Genomic DNA, 15,797 nt, shown 5'->3' on the forward strand with positions numbered 1-15,797 from the left:
GAGGGCATCAACACCATCCATATGGTCAAGCACAAGGCCGATGAGATGGAGATTCGCATGCCGATAGTTAGTGGTCTCTACGAAATCATTTACAACGGCAAAAGCCTCTACGACGTGGTGTTAGCGATGATGCTGGCGAGCCAAAGCAGCGATGTTGAATTTGTCCTGCCTAAGCCCGGCGAGCATTAAGCATGCGCCTATATTTACTACGCCATGCCGACGCCGCTTTCGAGGCTGAGCGCGATGAGCTGCGACCTTTAACCGAGCGCGGTTGGGCACAGGCACAAAATGTCGCGGATTGGTTGTGTAGCCAAGTTAGTGGTCAGGTGCGCATTGCAACCAGCCCTTTATTGCGCGCACAGCAAACGGCGTCGGTGGTGAGTCAGGCATTGGGTTTGGAGCCAGCCTTACAAGTGCCAGAACTAACGCCAGATGGTGATCCATTGCGCGCTGAAACTGCGCTGTCGCTGCTAGCAGGCGAAGGTGTTGAAGACTTTATCGTGGTCAGTCACATGCCATTAATTGCCAGCTTATATGCCTGGATTGCTGAAGGCACACTGACCACCGGTGATGCATACGATTTAGCGGAAGTGCGTGTGCTTGCGCTGGATATTATTGCGCCAGGCCTAGGCCAAGTGGATGGCTGCTACCGCCCTGAAATAGCTGAAGCTTCGGGCGATTTACGCAGCTTTATGACACGCTTTACCAGCGATAAGTGAGGCTAGGGCAATGATATTTTTAGCGATGTTATTTGCGGCGGCACTCTCTAGCGCACTGACGCTATGGGTTGCGCGCTGGTGGTTGATGAATCAGGGGCAGGCTACGTGGTCGCGTGAAATTGATGCCTTGCATGAGTCATTGGCACGCACGGTGGAGATTCGCGTTAAGCGCGCGATGATCGAGAGCTTGGCTGAAACTCGGCAAGATGAAGACTTACGCGAAACCACATGGAAGGCTGCGCGCTCTGGTGGTGAGCTGATTAACGAAAGCATGAAGTCGTGGTTGAAGCGCCGCAAGGTGCCTAGCGAATAAAGCGCATTAAAGGCGCGCTATTTGCGCCAAGTCCGACTCGCGACTAACGCCACCGCCAAGGCAATTGCCATTAACTCTGCCTGACCTAGGCCGCCAAGCCTTGTGCTGAGGTCTTCGCCGGGCAGCAAAGTGGCGAGTAGCGCCAGCAGCACAAAAGCCATGCTCAACATATCCCAGCGTTTTTGCTTAGCCCACGCGGCTTCGCGTTCGGCCCAGGCCTTTTCTTGCTCAGCTAATGCGGTTTTTAGGCCCTGAATCTCGCTTAGCGCTTCGCGTAACATGCCCGGCATCGGCATGAGATCGCTAAGCCAGCTTGGGTCATGGCGACGAATTTTCTGCCACAACTCGGTAACGTTTAAGTGCTCACGCAGCCAGCGCGCAAATACGCTGCGCACATTGGTCTCTTGCAAAAGATCGACCAGCCAATTAACCGCTTCGCTATCGCCCCAAAGGCGGATACGCCCAGGGTTATCGAGGCGTTGTTGACCGGTGAGCACACCAAGTAGCGAGAGTAATGAGCCATTGATGCGGACACTGGCGCGACCGGGGCTACGGCTGCTGATTTCGATGCCATGGGCGGTGAAGAGTAAATAGGCGGTTAGCGCGGGGTCGTTGGATTTAACGCGCACGACCAAGCCCTCGCGTGACAATACCTGGGCGCGGGTTAGCTCATCGTGTTCGATGCAGGCGTTTAGCAGGCTTTCAACCACGCCTAAGCCGAGCTCGGCCATTAGGCTAGGCGCTAAATCGCGCTCTGTGCTGTCATTGTCGCTAGCATGGTCGAAGGAATTGTTATTATCAGTCATTGCCAGCCTCGGGCGCCGCCGTGTGCTCCGGCGTCTGTGTATACTGCGCGATTATCCGACCAATTCTGCGCGATTTTTCGGTCTAATGCTTCCCATTTTCACAGGAAATAGATGAACGACTGGCTCACCGCATGGCTCGAACAGCCACAAGCCTATACCTACCTAGCCATTCCCGTGGTGGCGGCGCTGGTTGGTTGGTTGACGAACTGGCTAGCGTTAGCGATGACCTTCAAGCCCATCGAGTTTGTTGGCTTTCGCCCATTACGCCTCGGTTGGCAGGGTATTGTGCCAGCAAAGTCCGGCAAGATGGCGGGTATCGTCGTCGATAACGCCTTGGCTAAATTGGCGGATTTATCTGAGCTATTTCAGGCCATGGAGCCGGAGAAAATAGCTGAGCACATCGCTAAGAGTATTGATGAGCGCATCGAAGATTATATCGATGAAGTGATGCGCGAAAACCACGCCGTGCTCTGGGAGCGTGTGCCACTGATGGTGCGCCGTCGCGTTTATGCGCGCACACGGCGTCAACTACCCGAGGTCATGGACAATATTGTCGAAGACATGGCGGCGAACATCGAGCAATTAGTCGACTTGCGCGACATGGTCGTGCGCATGATGCGTGCCAATAAAGCCCTAGTGGTGCGAGTATTCACCGAAGTGGGCGCCAATGAGCTGCGCTTCGTGGTGCGCTCGGGCGCCTACTTTGGCTTTCTTTTCGGTCTGCTTGAGCTAGGTATTTACCTTTATTATCCCGAACCATGGCTGTTGCCCTTGTTTGGCTTTGTGGTCGGCTACCTAACCAACTGGCTGGCGCTAAACCTGATTTTTCGCCCAGTTGAGCCGATTAGCTGGGGGCCGCTGCATTTGCATGGCCTATTTATGCGCCGTAAATCCGAAGTTGCCGATAAACTCTCGGCGCTGACCACGGCGGAAATTATTAATTTACGCAATCTCATGGTCGAAGTGCTCACCGGTCCGCAAGCTGGCAAGACGCGCGCCATTGTGAAGCGGCATTTGCGGCCCTTGCTAGACTCATCGGTGATTCGTGCGGCCTTGCAGCTGGCCATGGGTGCCGAGGCTTATATTGATCTGAAAAACACGGTGACTGACCGCGCAGTGGCGATGTCGCTAGACTCGATTACCGAGGCGAGCTTTTCTGATGAGCGCTCGCAAGTGATCGATCGCGTGTTTAGCGGGCGCTTAAAGGCCATGAGCAATAGCGCCTTCCAAGACTTGCTGCGTCCAGCCTTTAAAGAAGATGAATGGGTCTTGATCGGCCTTGGCGCCTTACTCGGTGGTGTAGCAGGAATGCTGCAATGGCTCTTGATGGTTGGTCTATAAAAGCCGCACACTATGGCCTGAATTGAGGTATTTATGACTAATGATGCAAAACAGGCCGCGCGCGGTCGACTGAAATTATCCCCTGCAAAAGACTTACGTAAATACACCCAGCAAATTTGGCTGGCGGGCTTAGGTGCGTTTTCACGCGCAGAAGAAGAGGGCGGTAAGCTTTTTGACAACCTCGTGCAGATCGGCGAAGAGTTGGAGCACAAAACCCGCGACTTGGCCGACAACGCCGCTGAAGAGATCAAAGATAAAGTCATTGAGAAGGCCAGCGACACGCGCGAGAAAGTTGAGCGTGTGATCGACGAGCGCCTAAGTAGCACCTTGTCGCGCTTGGGCATTCCCAACCAAAAAGACATCGAAACGCTAACTCAACGCATGGATGATTTGACGCGCGTCATCGAGCAGCTCGCTGTGCAGTTGTCGAAGAAAAAATAGCGCTCAGACAGTGTTGACAGCTAGTGGCGGCCTCTTTAGAATTCGCCACCACACAGAGACAGCATGTCTCGCGCGGGTGTAGCTCAGCTGGTAGAGCGCGACCTTGCCAAGGTCGAGGTCACGAGTTCGAGCCTCGTTACCCGCTCCAAATTTCAGAACCCCTATGCTTCGCGGCTTAGGGGTTTTGTCGTTTCAGGGGCTAGTTTTTCACTTGTGAGCAGACCCCTCTGGCCGTTACCATTGGCGCCTTATTTATACCGTCCGTGCCCCAGTGGAGAGCCGCATGATCGTTGGTAGCTTAGTAGCTTTAGTCACCCCCATGAAAATCGATGGTTCGGTAGATTGGACTGCGCTCAAACACTTAGTCGAATGGCATATCGCCGAAGGTACGCACGGTATCGTTGCTGTTGGTACGACCGGTGAAGCTCCAACGTTGTCGGTTGAGGATCATTTGAGCGTTATCCGCACGGTCATTGAAGTCGCGGCTGGTCGGGTCTCTGTTATTGCCGGAACCGGCGCTAACGCCACGGCTGAGGCCATTGTGCTGACGCGCGAAGCTGCAAAACTTGGTGCAGATGCTGCCTTGCTAGCGACGCCGTATTACAACAAGCCTACTCAAGAAGGTCTGTATCTGCATTACAAAGCAGTGGCGGAAGCAGTTGATATTCCTCAGATTCTTTATAATGTGCCGGGCCGTACTGGCGTTGATATGCTCAATGCCACTGTGGCGCGCTTGCTCGGCGTGCGTAATATTGTTGGCATTAAAGATGCCACGGGTAATCTCGAGCGCGGGCGTGAGCTGATTGGCTTATTGGGCGCGGGCATGGCGGTATACTCAGGCGATGACGCCACGGCTATTGATCTAATTTTAGCGGGCGCTAAAGGCAATATTTCTGTAACGGCCAATGTTGCGCCGAAAGTTATGGCTCAAGCTTGTGAGGCTGCATTGATTGGTGATGCTGCTCGTGCCCATGCCGAGAACGATAAAATCAAACCACTGCATACGGCGCTGTTTGTCGAAGCAAACCCTATCCCTGTGAAATGGGCTCTAGCTGAAATGGGTCGTATCGAACTGGGTACGCGCCTGCCACTCACTGTGTTATCGCCAGCGGCTAGACCTGCTGTGCGCGCCGCTTTAGTGGCATCTGGAGTGCTGTCATGAAACGTTTTGTGTGTGTGTTGCTAGCAGTGTCGGTTTTGCCCGCGTGCAGCAGCTTTTTTCGTGACCGCAGCTTGGCCTATGTCGATGCTAAGTCGTCGCCGCCATTAGTTATTCCTGGCGATGTATCTACGCGCCCAATCACGCCGTTATATCCTATTCCTCGTGTTGCGGCGGAGCCGATTAAAGCGCCTGCTGAAGCACCATTTCCCCCTGAAATGAAAGCTCGCGTAAACGTTGAACTTGCTGCATTGCCAGATGCTCCCGGCCGTACGCCAGTAAAGTTCGGCACCGATGGCAACGGCGTGCCTGAGCTACGTGTGGTTGGCCCGCGCGAACGCGTTTGGGATGAGCTTGGCCGCACTTTGAAAGCCATCGATGTGAAAATCAAAGATCGTAATCAGTCGCTGGGCATCGTCTACGTCACCATTAGTGATCAGGATTATCAGCTGCGTATGATTCGTGCCACTGAAGCCTATGTGATTAGTGTGCAACGCGATGACGAGACTCTGGCACCGGTTGCCTTGTCGCGTAATCTGCTCGGCACCTTGCAAGTTCGTTGGCCTTAATTTTAGCTGTAGCGGCGGAGAGCCTCATGGAAAAACGCGATTTGTTATACACCGGCAAAGCTAAATCAGTTTATGCCACCGACGACGCTGATCACGTGGTGATTTTATATCGCAACGATACTTCTGCTTTCGATGGCAAGCGTATTGAGCAGCTCGACCGCAAGGGCATGGTGAACAATCGCTTCAATGCTTTCATCATGGATAAGCTAGCCGCAGCTGGCATTGCCACTCATCATGAAAAATTGCTGTCGCCAACCGAGTCTTTGGTGAAGCGCTTAGAGATGATTCCTGTTGAATGCGTGGTGCGTAACTTTGCCGCTGGCAGCCTAGTTCGTCGCTTAGGCGTGACAGAAGGGCAGGCTTTAAACCCGCCAACCTTCGAGCTATTTTTGAAGAATGACGCACTTGGCGACCCCATGGTGAATGTCTCGCATTGCGCTACTTTTGGCTGGGCTACAGCCGATCAGCTTGCCGCAATGCAAACCCTGACCTTGAAAATCAACACCGTGCTATCAGAGCTTTTTGACGCCGCAGGCATGCTACTCGTCGATTTTAAGCTCGAGTTTGGTCTATTTCATGGTGAAATCGTTTTGGGCGATGAGTTCTCGCCAGACGGTTGCCGCTTGTGGGATAAGGACACGAAGAAGAAGCTCGACAAAGATCGCTTCCGCCAAGGCTTAGGTGGTGTGATCGAGGCTTACGAAGAAGTGGCCGCGCGTTTGGGCGTGATTATCGAATAATGCGAGTCCGCGTCTGACTCGCAGACAATAAGAGGTGAGTGATGACGCAAATAAAAACCCCTGTTCGATTAGTTGTATTGGCCGTATTAGTGAGCAGCCTCAGCGGCTGCTTCCTCACCAAGCTGGTCACCATGCCAATGCGTGTAGGTGGCTCACTGCTTTCGGTGGTCGGCGCCGTAGTGTCTGTTGTGCCGGTCGTGGGCGATAGTGTTGATGAGGCGCTAGAAGCGGCTGACGCAGGTATTGATACAGCTGCAGATGCTGTCGATAAAGTACCCATTTAAACGCCTTTGGGCTTGAGTTTTCCGGTCGCTTCCGCTACATTTCGCGTCCTTCGGAGAAGTGGCAGAGTGGTTGAATGCACCAGACTCGAAATCTGGCATACGGTTCGCCCGTATCGAGGGTTCAAATCCCTCCTTCTCCTCCAAATGAGTTACCTAAAACCCGCCTAAACAGCGGGTTTTAGCGTTTCTGGGATTAGCTTTCCTTTTCGCTTTTCTCATCACACGGCGGCTTGTCAGAAACTTAAGCAAACAGGCATTCACTTTAAGCCTGCAAGAAATTTTGCTTGCCAAAATTAAAGGCTGTTTGGTAAAAGCTAGCTGTAGCTTTCGCAGGGAATGCGGCCGCACACCACTTTCGCCAGTCTATTGGCATGGATGTGCCAACCACCTTCTTCGCAGTGACTTTAAGGGTGGGCCTTTCTCATTGCGGCAATACATCATTTGAACTTAACCGGCGCACTAGACACTTATATTTTGAAGTGCCTTGAGGGCTTTCGATCGTAAGTGTTCTTGGCTTTTAACCAAGAACTCAGCCTAAGAGTAATGTTAGTAATGTCATGCGATAGCTGTCATACGGGCTTAGCAATCGGTTATTTATACTAAGGGTGTAATTGCATTAGCTAAACGAAAGCCTTAGTTCTAATAATTAGCCTGGTGTTCGGATCACGTGAACAAAGGAATGTTTTCGGTTAGATGCTTTTACGTCCGGCGGCTAACCATTGAATTCACAGGACGTGAGGATGGAAGATGAAAAGAGCACTACTCGCGACAGCTGTAACCTTATCGCTATTATCTGGCTGCGCATCTGTACCCATGGCATCACCTGAAACAACCGCTAATATGGTTGACTTCAAGAAGCCAACAGAGGGTTTCTCAGGGGTTTATATATTTCGCAAAAACTCTCTCGCTGGTGCCGGACTTAAAAAGGATATTTGGATTGATAAAGAGTGCATTGGTGAGTCGGCCAAAGGCGTTTTCTTTTACAAGGAAGTAGAGGGGGACATGAAGCACACAATTTCAACTGAATCTGAGTTTTCACCCAACGACCTAACGATTAACACAAAAGCGGGCAATCTGTACTTTGTGAAGCAGTACATTAAGTTAGGCGTATTCGTTGGTGGTGCTGGACTTGAGCAATACAACTTTGCCGATGGCAAAAAAGAAGTATCTAAGCTAAAAATGGCTAAATTGGGACACTGTAGTTCGACTAGGTAATGGGTGTGGTGCCGTAGAGAGCGCACTGCTTAGTAAGGCTTTCTGCGGCACCAGACTACACCATTAGGTTTTAGCCATGCCTTCAGTTATGAGTCGGACGCAGGCTTCGCCATAGGATGTGAGTACACTGGTATTGTCTGGGTCGGCCAACAGGCGAAACATGCCGGCCATGATTATGCCGACAATGGCGTGGCCGGTGTTGGTGGTATCTAAGTCCGATCGCAAAAAACCATGCTTCACGCCATTAGCTAAATATTTGGCGGTGAGCTGGCCACCTGTGTTAATTAAAGCAAAGACGCGTTGCGTCATGTCAGCATCAATCGATGTGGCTTCAAGCAAAACTAAGCGCAGCATTTTAGGATTAGCGTATGCAAATTCGCTAAATCGTTGGGCAATGCGCTGGCATTGCTCGCGATACTCAGCGAGTGTTTGCACTGCATTCGGCGCATTTTCAGCGGCGAGCAGGGCAATTAATTGCATCGCCGTATCGTTAATCACATGCTCCAAAATATCGCGCTTATTGTCGAAATAGCGATAAAACGTGCCATGCCCAATACCTAAGCGCTGCGCAATATCAGCGATAGCCGTTTGGTGATAGCCACGGTCGGAAAACTCAATAAATGCCGCCTGCAGAATATCTGCTCGTAATTGCAGGCGATTGCGTTCGGCTCGAGATAGGGGCTTGTCTTCAGTCATGGAGGAATCTTAGCTGAGGCAGGGGGTAGTTGACGATAGCAGATTATATTGACGATTTATTCATTAAGTGACATTGTGTTCCGATAATGGCTAGTCAGTCACAAACTATAGGTGTTGCATGAGTGTCAGCATAAAAATGCACGAAGTCATTGTTGTTGGTGGCGGCTTTGCCGGTATAGGTGCCGTTATAAAACTGCGAGAAGCAGGCATAAATGATGTGCTGCTGCTCGAAAAGGCCGATGAACTAGGCGGTGTTTGGCGTGAAAATACGTATCCGGGATGTGCTTGCGATGTGCCATCTGCGTTGTATTCGTTTTCATTTGCACCAAACCCATCGTGGAGCCGAGTATTTGCGGGCCAAGCTGAAATTAAGGCTTATTTACAAGGCGTAGCAGAGTCTTATCGCGTGTTACCGATGGTGAAGTTTCAGCACGAAGTCATCACGGCGGCATGGTCAGACACGGACGCATGCTGGCATTTACAAACAAATCACGGCGAATTTCATGCGCGCTTTGTCATCATGGCTGGTGGTCCTATGCACGAACCCGTGCTGCCAAATGTGCCGGGCTTAAGTGAGTTTTCCGGTGATGTGTTTCACTCATCGCGCTGGCGCCACGATATCGATTTGAACAATAAACGAGTTGCTGTCATTGGCACGGGCGCGTCTGCCATTCAGTTTGTTCCAGCTATTCAGCCGACTGTTGGCAAGCTCATGGTATTTCAGCGCACGCCGCATTGGGTTTTACCGAAAATGGACCAAGCTTTGCCAGGCATTGTTCAGCGCTTATTTAAGCGCTTGCCGTTGGCTCAGCTCGCTGTCCGTGGCGCCGTTTTTGGCATATTTGAAACGCTCAATGGCGGCATGCAAAACATCGCCGCGATGAAGCAGTTTCAGCGTCTAGCGAAGTTTAATTTACATCGCGCAGTCAAAGATCCGATGCTACGTAGTCGCCTGACTCCGCAATACACCATTGGCTGCAAGCGTGTTTTGCAGTCGAACGACTGGTATCCAGCATTGGTTCAGCCCAATGTGGATGTGGTCAGTAGTGCATTGGCTAAAGTGACAGGTAATACGCTAGTTGCCGCCGATGGCAGCACTTATGAAGCAGATGTCATCATTTTAGGCACTGGCTTTGAGATTGCTGAGCCACCGATTGCCAAGCGTGTATTTAATCGTTATGGCCAGCGAATGTCAGATGTTTGGCAAGGCAGTCCCGAAGGCTATATGGGGACAATGGTGGCCGACTGTCCCAACGCCTTTCTCATGTTTGGTCCCAATATCGCAGTGAGTTCATCGGCGTTTCTGATTATCGAAGCGCAGCTGGCCTATGTCGTGGATGCTATTGAGAAGGCGCGAGAGTTGAATCTTCGTAGCATAGAAACGGATCCGCTTCGCGTTGCTGATTTCAATGCTCGAGTGCAGTCGGCTCTCGAAGATTCTGTGTGGAATCGCGGTGGCTGCACCAGCTACTTTATTGACCGTAATGGCCGTAATAGCACGGTATGGCCATGGAGTACGCTGGAGATGAAGCGCCAGCTGAGTCAGTTTAATTTAGATGAATATCGAGTTACCCGCGCTTAATAATGAACTTTTGGAGCTAGTACCATGACATCACCTCGTAATGCTTTAGTTGGAAAAGTCATCGCCATTACGGGCGGCGCGCGCGGCATCGGGCTAGCTATCGCCGAGGCATTAACAGCGCAGGGCGCTAGAGTTAGTATCGGCGATATTGATCTGGAGCTGGCGCAGCGCGAGGCTAAGCGTATAGGGGCTCATGCTGGACGTTTGGATGTGCGTGAGCGTGAGTCTTTTGCGCAATTTATTGCTGAAACGGAAGCGGCACTGGGCTCGCTGTATGGGCTTATTAACAACGCAGGCATCATGCCAATGGGCTATTTTTTGGATGAAGATCCCGCTTTAGCCGATGCGCAAATTGATATTAATTTTCGTGGTGTGATTCATGGCATGCAAGTGGCTTTGCCGAAGCTATTGGCGCGCCAGAGTGGGCATATTGTCAATATTGCGTCACTAGCGGGTCGCTTTGCTTTACCGGGCTCGGCGATTTATTGCGGTACCAAGTTTGCGGTAGTGGGCATGACTGAGTCGGTGGCAGGAGAGTATCGCGACAGTGGCGTTGAGTTCACCTGCATCATGCCTTCTAAAGTACTGACTGAGCTTACAGCGGGTACCGATAAGGCGGCGAGCATCATCCCTGCTGTTACACCAGAGCAGGTGGCAGATGCCGTAGTTGCGTCACTTATCAAGCCACGCCTGATGGTTGCTGTGCCTGATTATTTACAAGTGGCTCATCGCGCCTACACCTTAATTCCGAGTTGGCTACAACTGCGTGGGCGGCGTCTAATTGACGATACTCGTATTCTTAATGAGCTCGATCATGAGGCGCACGCGGGGTATGAGCAGCGTATCAATTTACTTAAACGAAAAAGCAAAGTGAGTAAGGTTGGATGAACGTATCAGCAGCGGTTGCATCAACATTAGTCAAGGCTGCATTAAGAGCCAGCTTTAAACTGCCAAGTCGCTTGCCGATACCGCTCACGCTGTTGCGTTCAGCAATGGAGGGTGGTGCGGCGCTCTTTCGCGTGCACCCAGATGTATCAATCGAGGCCGCGACATTAGCCGGAGTGTCGGTGGAGTACATCACACCGTTGCAGGCTGATCGCGTGCTGCTGCATTTTCATGGCGGTGCTTTTTTTGCAGGGTCAGCGAATACCCATCGTGCGCTGGGAAGTGAAATAGCCGTTCGTGCGCAGTCTAAAGTGGTCATGGTCAACTATCGCCGCGCGCCTGAGTATGCCTATCCGGCTGCCATGGTCGACGGCTTAGCCTGCTATCAAGCTTTGCTTGATGCGGGTTGGCTTCCTAGCCAAATTAGTTTTGGTGGCGATTCTGGTGGCTGCGCAATTATCTTATCGATGGCACAGACATTACGCGATCGCTCACAAGCGTTGCCTGCCGCACTACTGATGATTTCGCCATATGTTGATATTACTTTGAGCTTGCCATCGGTCACCCAGATGGCAGGGCGCGACCCCATGGTGACAGCGCATGCATTGCGTCGTGGCGGAGATAGCTATCGCGGCGATATTTCTGCTAGCGACCCTCGTGTATCGCCATTATTTGGTAGTTTGCGTAACTTGCCTCCGATGTTGGTGCAAGCCGGTAGCGAGGAAATTTTGCTGGATGATGCGCGGCGCCTCGCGCGATATGCGAGCGAGGCTGGGGTTGAGGCGCAATGCCACATTTATCCTGGCATGTGGCATAACTTCCAAATGTTTAGTGCATTCATTGAAGATGCCAACCTAGCACTGGATGAGATTGCTGCATTTATTCGGTCGCACTAAAATCTCTCAGATGCTACTTCGTCACTTGCTGGCGATACTCATTCGGCGAGACCTGAAACCAGCGCTTAAATGCGCGACGAAAGTTCGCGTTGTCGTGGTAGTTCAGTAGGGCGGCAATGGCATCGATTGAAATGTCGCTGTTACGCAAATAGCTGCTGGCTTGCTGCGCCAAGATCCTATCTCGTACTTGCCGATAAGCCGTACCTTCTTGCTCTAGTCGCCGAGCGAGCGTGCGCTTACTCATAAATAAAGTGGCGGCGGCGTCTTCTTCACTGAGCGTGCCTAATGGGTGTGACAGCATCATTTTTTGCACTTGGTAAGTGAAGCTGTGCTTTTGCGAGTTCAGTTGCGCGAGCATTTTTTCGCACTGCTGCATGGCCAGGGCATAGCTGTCGTGGTTGGCTGATGCATTGGGAATATGACAGGCCGCCATGGGTATTTTTACGCGCAAGTGAGGCGCTGAAAACTCATAGCTGCCGGCTAAATAGTCCGCATAGTGTTCGACGTAGGCGGGCTGCTTATGCATAAAGCTGAGGTGTGCTTCTGTTAATGGCCGCCCGATAATAAATTCTGCGCATTCGAAAAATACCACTGCGCAGGTTTCCGATAGTGCGCGATGCACTTCAGGGCTGAGCTCGGCATCAAAGTAGATATGACACTCTAGCCAAGATGCGCTGCTGTCTAACGTGAGGCGAGCAAAGCTGATGCGTGTTGGCAAAAATGCTTGAAACGCCTTTAGCGCCATGAGCAGATTGGGGCTACTGCTCGCTAAAAAGCCCATGGCGCCATGAGTTGATGGCGTTAGGCGCTTGCCCAGGCGTAAACCAAAAGCTTCATGCTCCGAGAGTTGTAAGCCATTTTCGAGAATTTGAATTTGCTGGCGACTGGTTAGGAGTGTGTCTTCCTGCATAAGTTGCTCGCCGCTGAGCTGCGTGAACTTCAGCAATTTGGGCAGGTCGCGCACTTGTAGCTCTAATTCGCGGCCAATTAAGCGTGAATAGTTGGATGGAATATTTGGCGTATCCATGTCTTGTGCTTTGCTCGTGTGGATGTTTATGAAGCGCAGCTCTAGGCCGCTTATTTGGCACAAATTGTCTTGAAATGACCCTGTGTTGTCAAGAAATGACCTCACGCACTGCGGCAGATCCACCTAATCTGAGATTTCTAAGTGTACGCGTGGATTTTCTGCAGCAGCGGCATCACGCCAAGTGCAGTCATTATTATCGGAGATGAACTCATGGGTAGCATTACGTTTGTTGAGCATGATGGAACACAGCATGAAGTAGAACTTGAGACAGGTAAGTCGCTCATGCAGATAGCCATGGACAATGGCGTGCCCGGCATCGATGCCGACTGCGGCGGCGCCTGCGCTTGCGGCACTTGCCACGTCATCGTGGATGCTAAATGGATTGGGGCAACCGGTAGCGCTAGCGCCGATGAGTTGCAAATGCTCGATATGACGCCAGAGAAGGCCGTCACCTCGCGCCTTTCCTGTCAGATCCAGGTGTCCGATGCCATGGCCGGCATGGTCCTGCATCTTCCTGAATATCAAATGTAAATCACCTTACGTATTGCTAGGAAAAAACTATGACGCTTATAACCTCAGTCATCGATAGAGCAAGTGCCCTCGTGCCAATTCACTTACAAGTGAAGGGCATGCACCTATTTCAGAAAGCCAAAAAGCGCGTCACCAACGCGAAGGGTTTCCCTGGTTTTGTGGAAACGCCGATTCCCGATGTGTCGACACTAGCGCTCGAAGATATTGATCTAAGCAACCCGTTTTTATACAAGCAAGATCGCTGGCAGTCTTATTACAAGCGCCTGCGTGATGAAGCGCCTGTGCATTTCCAGAAGAAAAGCGCATTTGGCCCATTTTGGTCGGTGATGCGTTATGAAGACATTTTATTCGTCGATAAAAACCATGAGTTGTTCTCTTCTGAGCCGGTAATTTTGCTGGGTGATGCACCGGAGGGGCTAGAGGTTGAAATGTTTATTGCCATGGATCCGCCTAAGCATGACTTGCAGCGGCAGGCCGTTCAGGGCGTAGTGGCACCGAAAAACCTGAAGGAGATGGAAGCTTTAATTCGCACCCGTACTCAGGATGTTTTGGATAACTTGCCGGTTGGTGTGCCCTTTGATTGGGTTGAGGAAGTATCTGTTGAACTGACTGCACGCATGCTCGCAACTTTATTTGACTTCCCTTATGAGCGTCGCCGTAAATTAGTCTATTGGTCAGACTTAGCCGCTGGCAGCCCTGAAACAACTGGCGGTCCAGCAGATATGGACGAGACCTTTATTGGTGTTGCCGATATGGCCAAACAGTTTTCAGAGCTTTGGCATGCCAAGGCAGCCATAAAAGCTGCGGGTGGCGAGGGTGGTTTCGACTTGATCAGCCTGCTGCAATCCAACGAAGCAACTAAAGATTTGGTGCGTCGCCCGATGGAGTTTATTGGCAACCTCGCGCTGCTCATTGTTGGTGGTAACGACACCACACGAAACTCCATGACCGGTGGCATTTTAGGCATGAATCGCTTCCCCGATGAGTTTGCCAAGCTGAAAGCTGACCACAGCCTTATCCCCAATATGGTTTCGGAAATTATTCGTTGGCAAACCCCGCTGGCTTATATGCGCCGCGTCGCGACACAGGATGTTTTGCTGAATGGTCAGCTAATCAAGAAGGGCGATAAAGTCCTCATGTGGTATGCCTCTGGCAACCGCGATGAGCGCATGATCGAGCGCCCAGATGACTTCATCATCGATAGAAAAAATGCACGTAGTCATCTGTCATTTGGTTTTGGGATACATCGCTGCATGGGCAACCGTTTGGCTGAAATGCAGATTCGCATCCTTTGGGAAGAGTTGTTGGCACGCTTCGACGATATCAAAATGCTATCTGAACCCGAGCGCGTGCAGTCTAACTTTGTCCGTGGTTACTCGAAGATGATGGTCACGCTGACCGCGAAAAAATAAGGCAGGCCATCATGAAAAAAACAGCCCTTATTATTGGTGCCAGTCATGCTGGTGCGCAAGTAGTCACTAGCCTGCGCCAAGAGGGCTGGGATGGCGATATCGTGCTGATAGGGGAGGAGCCGCATCTGCCCTATCATCGGCCGCCGCTGTCGAAGACGTTTTTGGCAGGCGATAAAACCACTGCCGAGTTGGCGATTCGTCCAATATCATTTTATGAAAAAAATGATATTAAGTTTCGCCAAGGCCGTGTAACGGCGATCGATAGGCAGCACCAAACCATCACCTTGAGTGATGGCGCAGAGTTGGCCTATGACAAGTTGGCTCTGTGCATGGGTGCTCGCGTGAGGCGAGTTGAGTTGCCCGGTAGCGAGCTCAAAGGTGTGCATTACCTGCGCAATATTGCCGATGTCGAAGGCATTCAAGCCGAGCTGGCTCAGGCCAAAACTGCCGTGATTATTGGCGGTGGCTATATTGGTTTAGAGACCGCGGCATCGCTGCGTAAACAAGGCCTACAGGTGGTTGTGCTGGAGATGGCTGAGCGCATTTTGCAGCGTGTAACCGCGCCTGAGTTGTCGGCATTTTACGCCCGCGTGCACAGCGAAGAAGGTGTGCAAATTCATACCGGTGTATCGGTTATGAGCTTGCTTGGCGATGGCCTAGTGGAAGGTGTGCTGTGCGGCAACGGCGCTATTTTTCCTGCCGATATCGTGGTCATTGGCGTTGGTGTTATCGCCAATGTTGAGCTTGCGGAAGCGGCTGACATTGCCGTGGAAAACGGCATTATTGTCGATGAGTTTTGCCGCACCAATGATCCATCGATAGTTGCTGCTGGCGACTGCGCCAATCATTTCAATCGAATCTATCAGCGCCGCATGCGCCTTGAGTCTGTGCCCAATGCCGGTGAGCAAGGCAAAGTGGCCGCAGCAACGATGTGTGGGTTGAGCAAAGAGCACAAAAACCTGCCGTGGTTTTGGTCTGATCAATATGATCTAAAGCTGCAAATTGCCGGCCTTAGCCTAGGCTACGATCAGCTAGTCATTCGCGGCGATAAAGAGACTGGCCGAAGCTTCGCCGCGTTTTACTTTCAGGCAGGCAAGTTGATTGCCGCCGACTGCGTGAATAGGCCACAAGAGTTCATGCTCAGTAAGCGAGTGATTGCCGAGGGTCTTACGCTGGATGTC

Annotated in this window: 18 protein-coding genes, 2 tRNA genes and 1 pseudogene; 18 read left to right on the forward strand and 3 right to left on the reverse strand. The window is 51.6% G+C overall.

Features of this window, described 5'->3' with window-relative positions; translation table 11 throughout:
• From AC3DKE_RS06945 to AC3DKE_RS06955, 3 genes and pseudogenes are all read left to right on the forward strand, one after another.
• A pseudogene (locus AC3DKE_RS06945) lies at nucleotides 1-189 on the forward strand (NAD(P)H-dependent glycerol-3-phosphate dehydrogenase); the annotation flags it as partial.
• Nucleotides 190-191: 2 nt separating this feature from the next.
• Complete coding sequence (gene sixA, locus AC3DKE_RS06950; protein ID WP_484216849.1) at nucleotides 192-719, forward strand: phosphohistidine phosphatase SixA; 528 nt, start codon at nucleotides 192-194, stop codon at nucleotides 717-719.
• Between the two features lie 10 nt (nucleotides 720-729).
• On the forward strand, nucleotides 730-1,032 hold the full coding sequence (locus AC3DKE_RS06955; RefSeq protein WP_487990273.1) for a hypothetical protein: 303 nt from the start codon (nucleotides 730-732) through the stop codon (nucleotides 1,030-1,032).
• A 17-nt stretch (nucleotides 1,033-1,049) separates the two neighbouring features.
• Here AC3DKE_RS06955 and AC3DKE_RS06960 read toward each other — a convergent pair whose 3' ends face one another.
• Complete coding sequence (locus AC3DKE_RS06960; protein WP_487990274.1) at nucleotides 1,050-1,838, reverse strand: SCP2 sterol-binding domain-containing protein; 789 nt, start codon at nucleotides 1,836-1,838, stop codon at nucleotides 1,050-1,052.
• Between the two features lie 111 nt (nucleotides 1,839-1,949).
• On the opposite strand from AC3DKE_RS06960, the gene AC3DKE_RS06965 reads away from it, so the two are divergent.
• The 9 genes from AC3DKE_RS06965 (at nucleotide 1,950) to AC3DKE_RS07005 (ending at nucleotide 7,587) form a co-directional block, all read left to right on the forward strand.
• A complete protein-coding gene (locus AC3DKE_RS06965) occupies nucleotides 1,950-3,179 on the forward strand; it encodes a DUF445 domain-containing protein (protein WP_340676489.1) in 1,230 nt (409 codons plus the stop codon).
• Nucleotides 3,180-3,212: 33 nt separating this feature from the next.
• Nucleotides 3,213-3,620 carry a phasin family protein gene (locus AC3DKE_RS06970; protein WP_340676490.1) on the forward strand — a complete coding sequence of 136 codons (408 nt, stop codon included), beginning with the start codon at nucleotides 3,213-3,215 and terminating at the stop codon, nucleotides 3,618-3,620.
• Between the two features lie 72 nt (nucleotides 3,621-3,692).
• Nucleotides 3,693-3,768 (forward strand) — tRNA-Gly (locus AC3DKE_RS06975).
• A gap of 135 nt (nucleotides 3,769-3,903) precedes the next feature.
• Nucleotides 3,904-4,782, forward strand: coding sequence for a 4-hydroxy-tetrahydrodipicolinate synthase (gene dapA / locus AC3DKE_RS06980; protein WP_379069732.1), 879 nt, complete (start codon nucleotides 3,904-3,906; stop codon nucleotides 4,780-4,782).
• On the forward strand, nucleotides 4,779-5,348 hold the full coding sequence (bamC, locus tag AC3DKE_RS06985) for an NlpB/DapX family lipoprotein (RefSeq protein ID WP_379069729.1): 570 nt from the start codon (nucleotides 4,779-4,781) through the stop codon (nucleotides 5,346-5,348). Before dapA ends, bamC begins: the two co-directional genes overlap by 4 nt.
• Before the next feature lie 26 nt (nucleotides 5,349-5,374).
• Entirely contained in the window at nucleotides 5,375-6,088 is a 714-nt protein-coding gene (gene purC / locus AC3DKE_RS06990; protein ID WP_411730076.1) for a phosphoribosylaminoimidazolesuccinocarboxamide synthase, read from the forward strand.
• Nucleotides 6,089-6,129: 41 nt separating this feature from the next.
• Nucleotides 6,130-6,372, forward strand: a complete 243-nt coding sequence (locus AC3DKE_RS06995; protein WP_379069724.1) for a DUF6726 family protein — start codon at nucleotides 6,130-6,132, stop codon at nucleotides 6,370-6,372.
• Nucleotides 6,373-6,424: 52 nt separating this feature from the next.
• Nucleotides 6,425-6,515 (forward strand) — tRNA-Ser (locus AC3DKE_RS07000).
• Between the two features lie 604 nt (nucleotides 6,516-7,119).
• Nucleotides 7,120-7,587: a DUF2846 domain-containing protein gene (locus tag AC3DKE_RS07005; protein ID WP_379069722.1), complete on the forward strand. Its 468-nt coding sequence runs from the start codon at nucleotides 7,120-7,122 to the stop codon at nucleotides 7,585-7,587.
• A 63-nt stretch (nucleotides 7,588-7,650) separates the two neighbouring features.
• Here the strand turns inward: AC3DKE_RS07005 and AC3DKE_RS07010 are convergent, their stop codons facing one another.
• Nucleotides 7,651-8,283, reverse strand: coding sequence for a TetR/AcrR family transcriptional regulator (locus AC3DKE_RS07010; protein WP_484217253.1), 633 nt, complete (start codon nucleotides 8,281-8,283; stop codon nucleotides 7,651-7,653).
• Nucleotides 8,284-8,401: 118 nt separating this feature from the next.
• On the opposite strand from AC3DKE_RS07010, the gene AC3DKE_RS07015 reads away from it, so the two are divergent.
• From AC3DKE_RS07015 to AC3DKE_RS07025, 3 genes are read left to right on the forward strand one after another with little or no spacing between them, the layout of a single operon-like run.
• Nucleotides 8,402-9,865: a flavin-containing monooxygenase gene (locus AC3DKE_RS07015; protein ID WP_487990276.1), complete on the forward strand. Its 1,464-nt coding sequence runs from the start codon at nucleotides 8,402-8,404 to the stop codon at nucleotides 9,863-9,865.
• A 24-nt stretch (nucleotides 9,866-9,889) separates the two neighbouring features.
• Nucleotides 9,890-10,753 carry an SDR family oxidoreductase gene (locus AC3DKE_RS07020; RefSeq protein ID WP_411730078.1) on the forward strand — a complete coding sequence of 288 codons (864 nt, stop codon included), beginning with the start codon at nucleotides 9,890-9,892 and terminating at the stop codon, nucleotides 10,751-10,753.
• Nucleotides 10,750-11,646 carry an alpha/beta hydrolase gene (locus AC3DKE_RS07025; RefSeq protein WP_487990278.1) on the forward strand — a complete coding sequence of 299 codons (897 nt, stop codon included), beginning with the start codon at nucleotides 10,750-10,752 and terminating at the stop codon, nucleotides 11,644-11,646. Before AC3DKE_RS07020 ends, AC3DKE_RS07025 begins: the two co-directional genes overlap by 4 nt.
• Before the next feature lie 13 nt (nucleotides 11,647-11,659).
• Here the strand turns inward: AC3DKE_RS07025 and cypR are convergent, their stop codons facing one another.
• Nucleotides 11,660-12,673 carry a transcriptional regulator CypR gene (gene cypR, locus AC3DKE_RS07030; RefSeq protein ID WP_379069707.1) on the reverse strand — a complete coding sequence of 338 codons (1,014 nt, stop codon included), beginning with the start codon at nucleotides 12,671-12,673 and terminating at the stop codon, nucleotides 11,660-11,662.
• Nucleotides 12,674-12,883: 210 nt separating this feature from the next.
• Here cypR and AC3DKE_RS07035 point away from each other — a divergent pair, with 210 nt between their 5' ends.
• From AC3DKE_RS07035 to AC3DKE_RS07045, 3 genes are all read left to right on the forward strand, one after another.
• Nucleotides 12,884-13,204, forward strand: coding sequence for a 2Fe-2S iron-sulfur cluster-binding protein (locus tag AC3DKE_RS07035; RefSeq protein WP_379072107.1), 321 nt, complete (start codon nucleotides 12,884-12,886; stop codon nucleotides 13,202-13,204).
• 29 nt (nucleotides 13,205-13,233) lie between these two features.
• Nucleotides 13,234-14,616, forward strand: coding sequence for a cytochrome P450 (locus tag AC3DKE_RS07040; RefSeq protein WP_487990280.1), 1,383 nt, complete (start codon nucleotides 13,234-13,236; stop codon nucleotides 14,614-14,616).
• 11 nt (nucleotides 14,617-14,627) lie between these two features.
• Nucleotides 14,628-15,797, forward strand: a 1,170-nt coding sequence (locus tag AC3DKE_RS07045) for an NAD(P)/FAD-dependent oxidoreductase (protein WP_487990281.1), incomplete at its 3' end; no start/stop codon positions are given.

The organism is Paraperlucidibaca sp., assembly GCF_982810325.1.

Coding starts and splice junctions, on each gene's coding strand:
- AC3DKE_RS06965 (WP_340676489.1), top strand. CDS start 1,950: ATGAACGACTGGCTCACCGCATGGCTCGAACAGCCACAAGCCTATACC.
- dapA (WP_379069732.1), top strand. CDS start 3,904: ATGATCGTTGGTAGCTTAGTAGCTTTAGTCACCCCCATGAAAATCGAT.
- AC3DKE_RS07035 (WP_379072107.1), top strand. CDS start 12,884: ATGGGTAGCATTACGTTTGTTGAGCATGATGGAACACAGCATGAAGTA.
- cypR (WP_379069707.1), bottom strand. CDS start 12,673: ATGGATACGCCAAATATTCCATCCAACTATTCACGCTTAATTGGCCGC.
- AC3DKE_RS07040 (WP_487990280.1), top strand. CDS start 13,234: ATGACGCTTATAACCTCAGTCATCGATAGAGCAAGTGCCCTCGTGCCA.
- AC3DKE_RS06970 (WP_340676490.1), top strand. CDS start 3,213: ATGACTAATGATGCAAAACAGGCCGCGCGCGGTCGACTGAAATTATCC.
- AC3DKE_RS07025 (WP_487990278.1), top strand. CDS start 10,750: ATGAACGTATCAGCAGCGGTTGCATCAACATTAGTCAAGGCTGCATTA.
- purC (WP_411730076.1), top strand. CDS start 5,375: ATGGAAAAACGCGATTTGTTATACACCGGCAAAGCTAAATCAGTTTAT.
- sixA (WP_484216849.1), top strand. CDS start 192: ATGCGCCTATATTTACTACGCCATGCCGACGCCGCTTTCGAGGCTGAG.
- AC3DKE_RS07020 (WP_411730078.1), top strand. CDS start 9,890: ATGACATCACCTCGTAATGCTTTAGTTGGAAAAGTCATCGCCATTACG.
- AC3DKE_RS06960 (WP_487990274.1), bottom strand. CDS start 1,838: ATGACTGATAATAACAATTCCTTCGACCATGCTAGCGACAATGACAGC.
- AC3DKE_RS07015 (WP_487990276.1), top strand. CDS start 8,402: ATGAGTGTCAGCATAAAAATGCACGAAGTCATTGTTGTTGGTGGCGGC.
- AC3DKE_RS06995 (WP_379069724.1), top strand. CDS start 6,130: ATGACGCAAATAAAAACCCCTGTTCGATTAGTTGTATTGGCCGTATTA.
- AC3DKE_RS06955 (WP_487990273.1), top strand. CDS start 730: ATGATATTTTTAGCGATGTTATTTGCGGCGGCACTCTCTAGCGCACTG.
- AC3DKE_RS07010 (WP_484217253.1), bottom strand. CDS start 8,283: ATGACTGAAGACAAGCCCCTATCTCGAGCCGAACGCAATCGCCTGCAA.
- AC3DKE_RS07005 (WP_379069722.1), top strand. CDS start 7,120: ATGAAAAGAGCACTACTCGCGACAGCTGTAACCTTATCGCTATTATCT.
- bamC (WP_379069729.1), top strand. CDS start 4,779: ATGAAACGTTTTGTGTGTGTGTTGCTAGCAGTGTCGGTTTTGCCCGCG.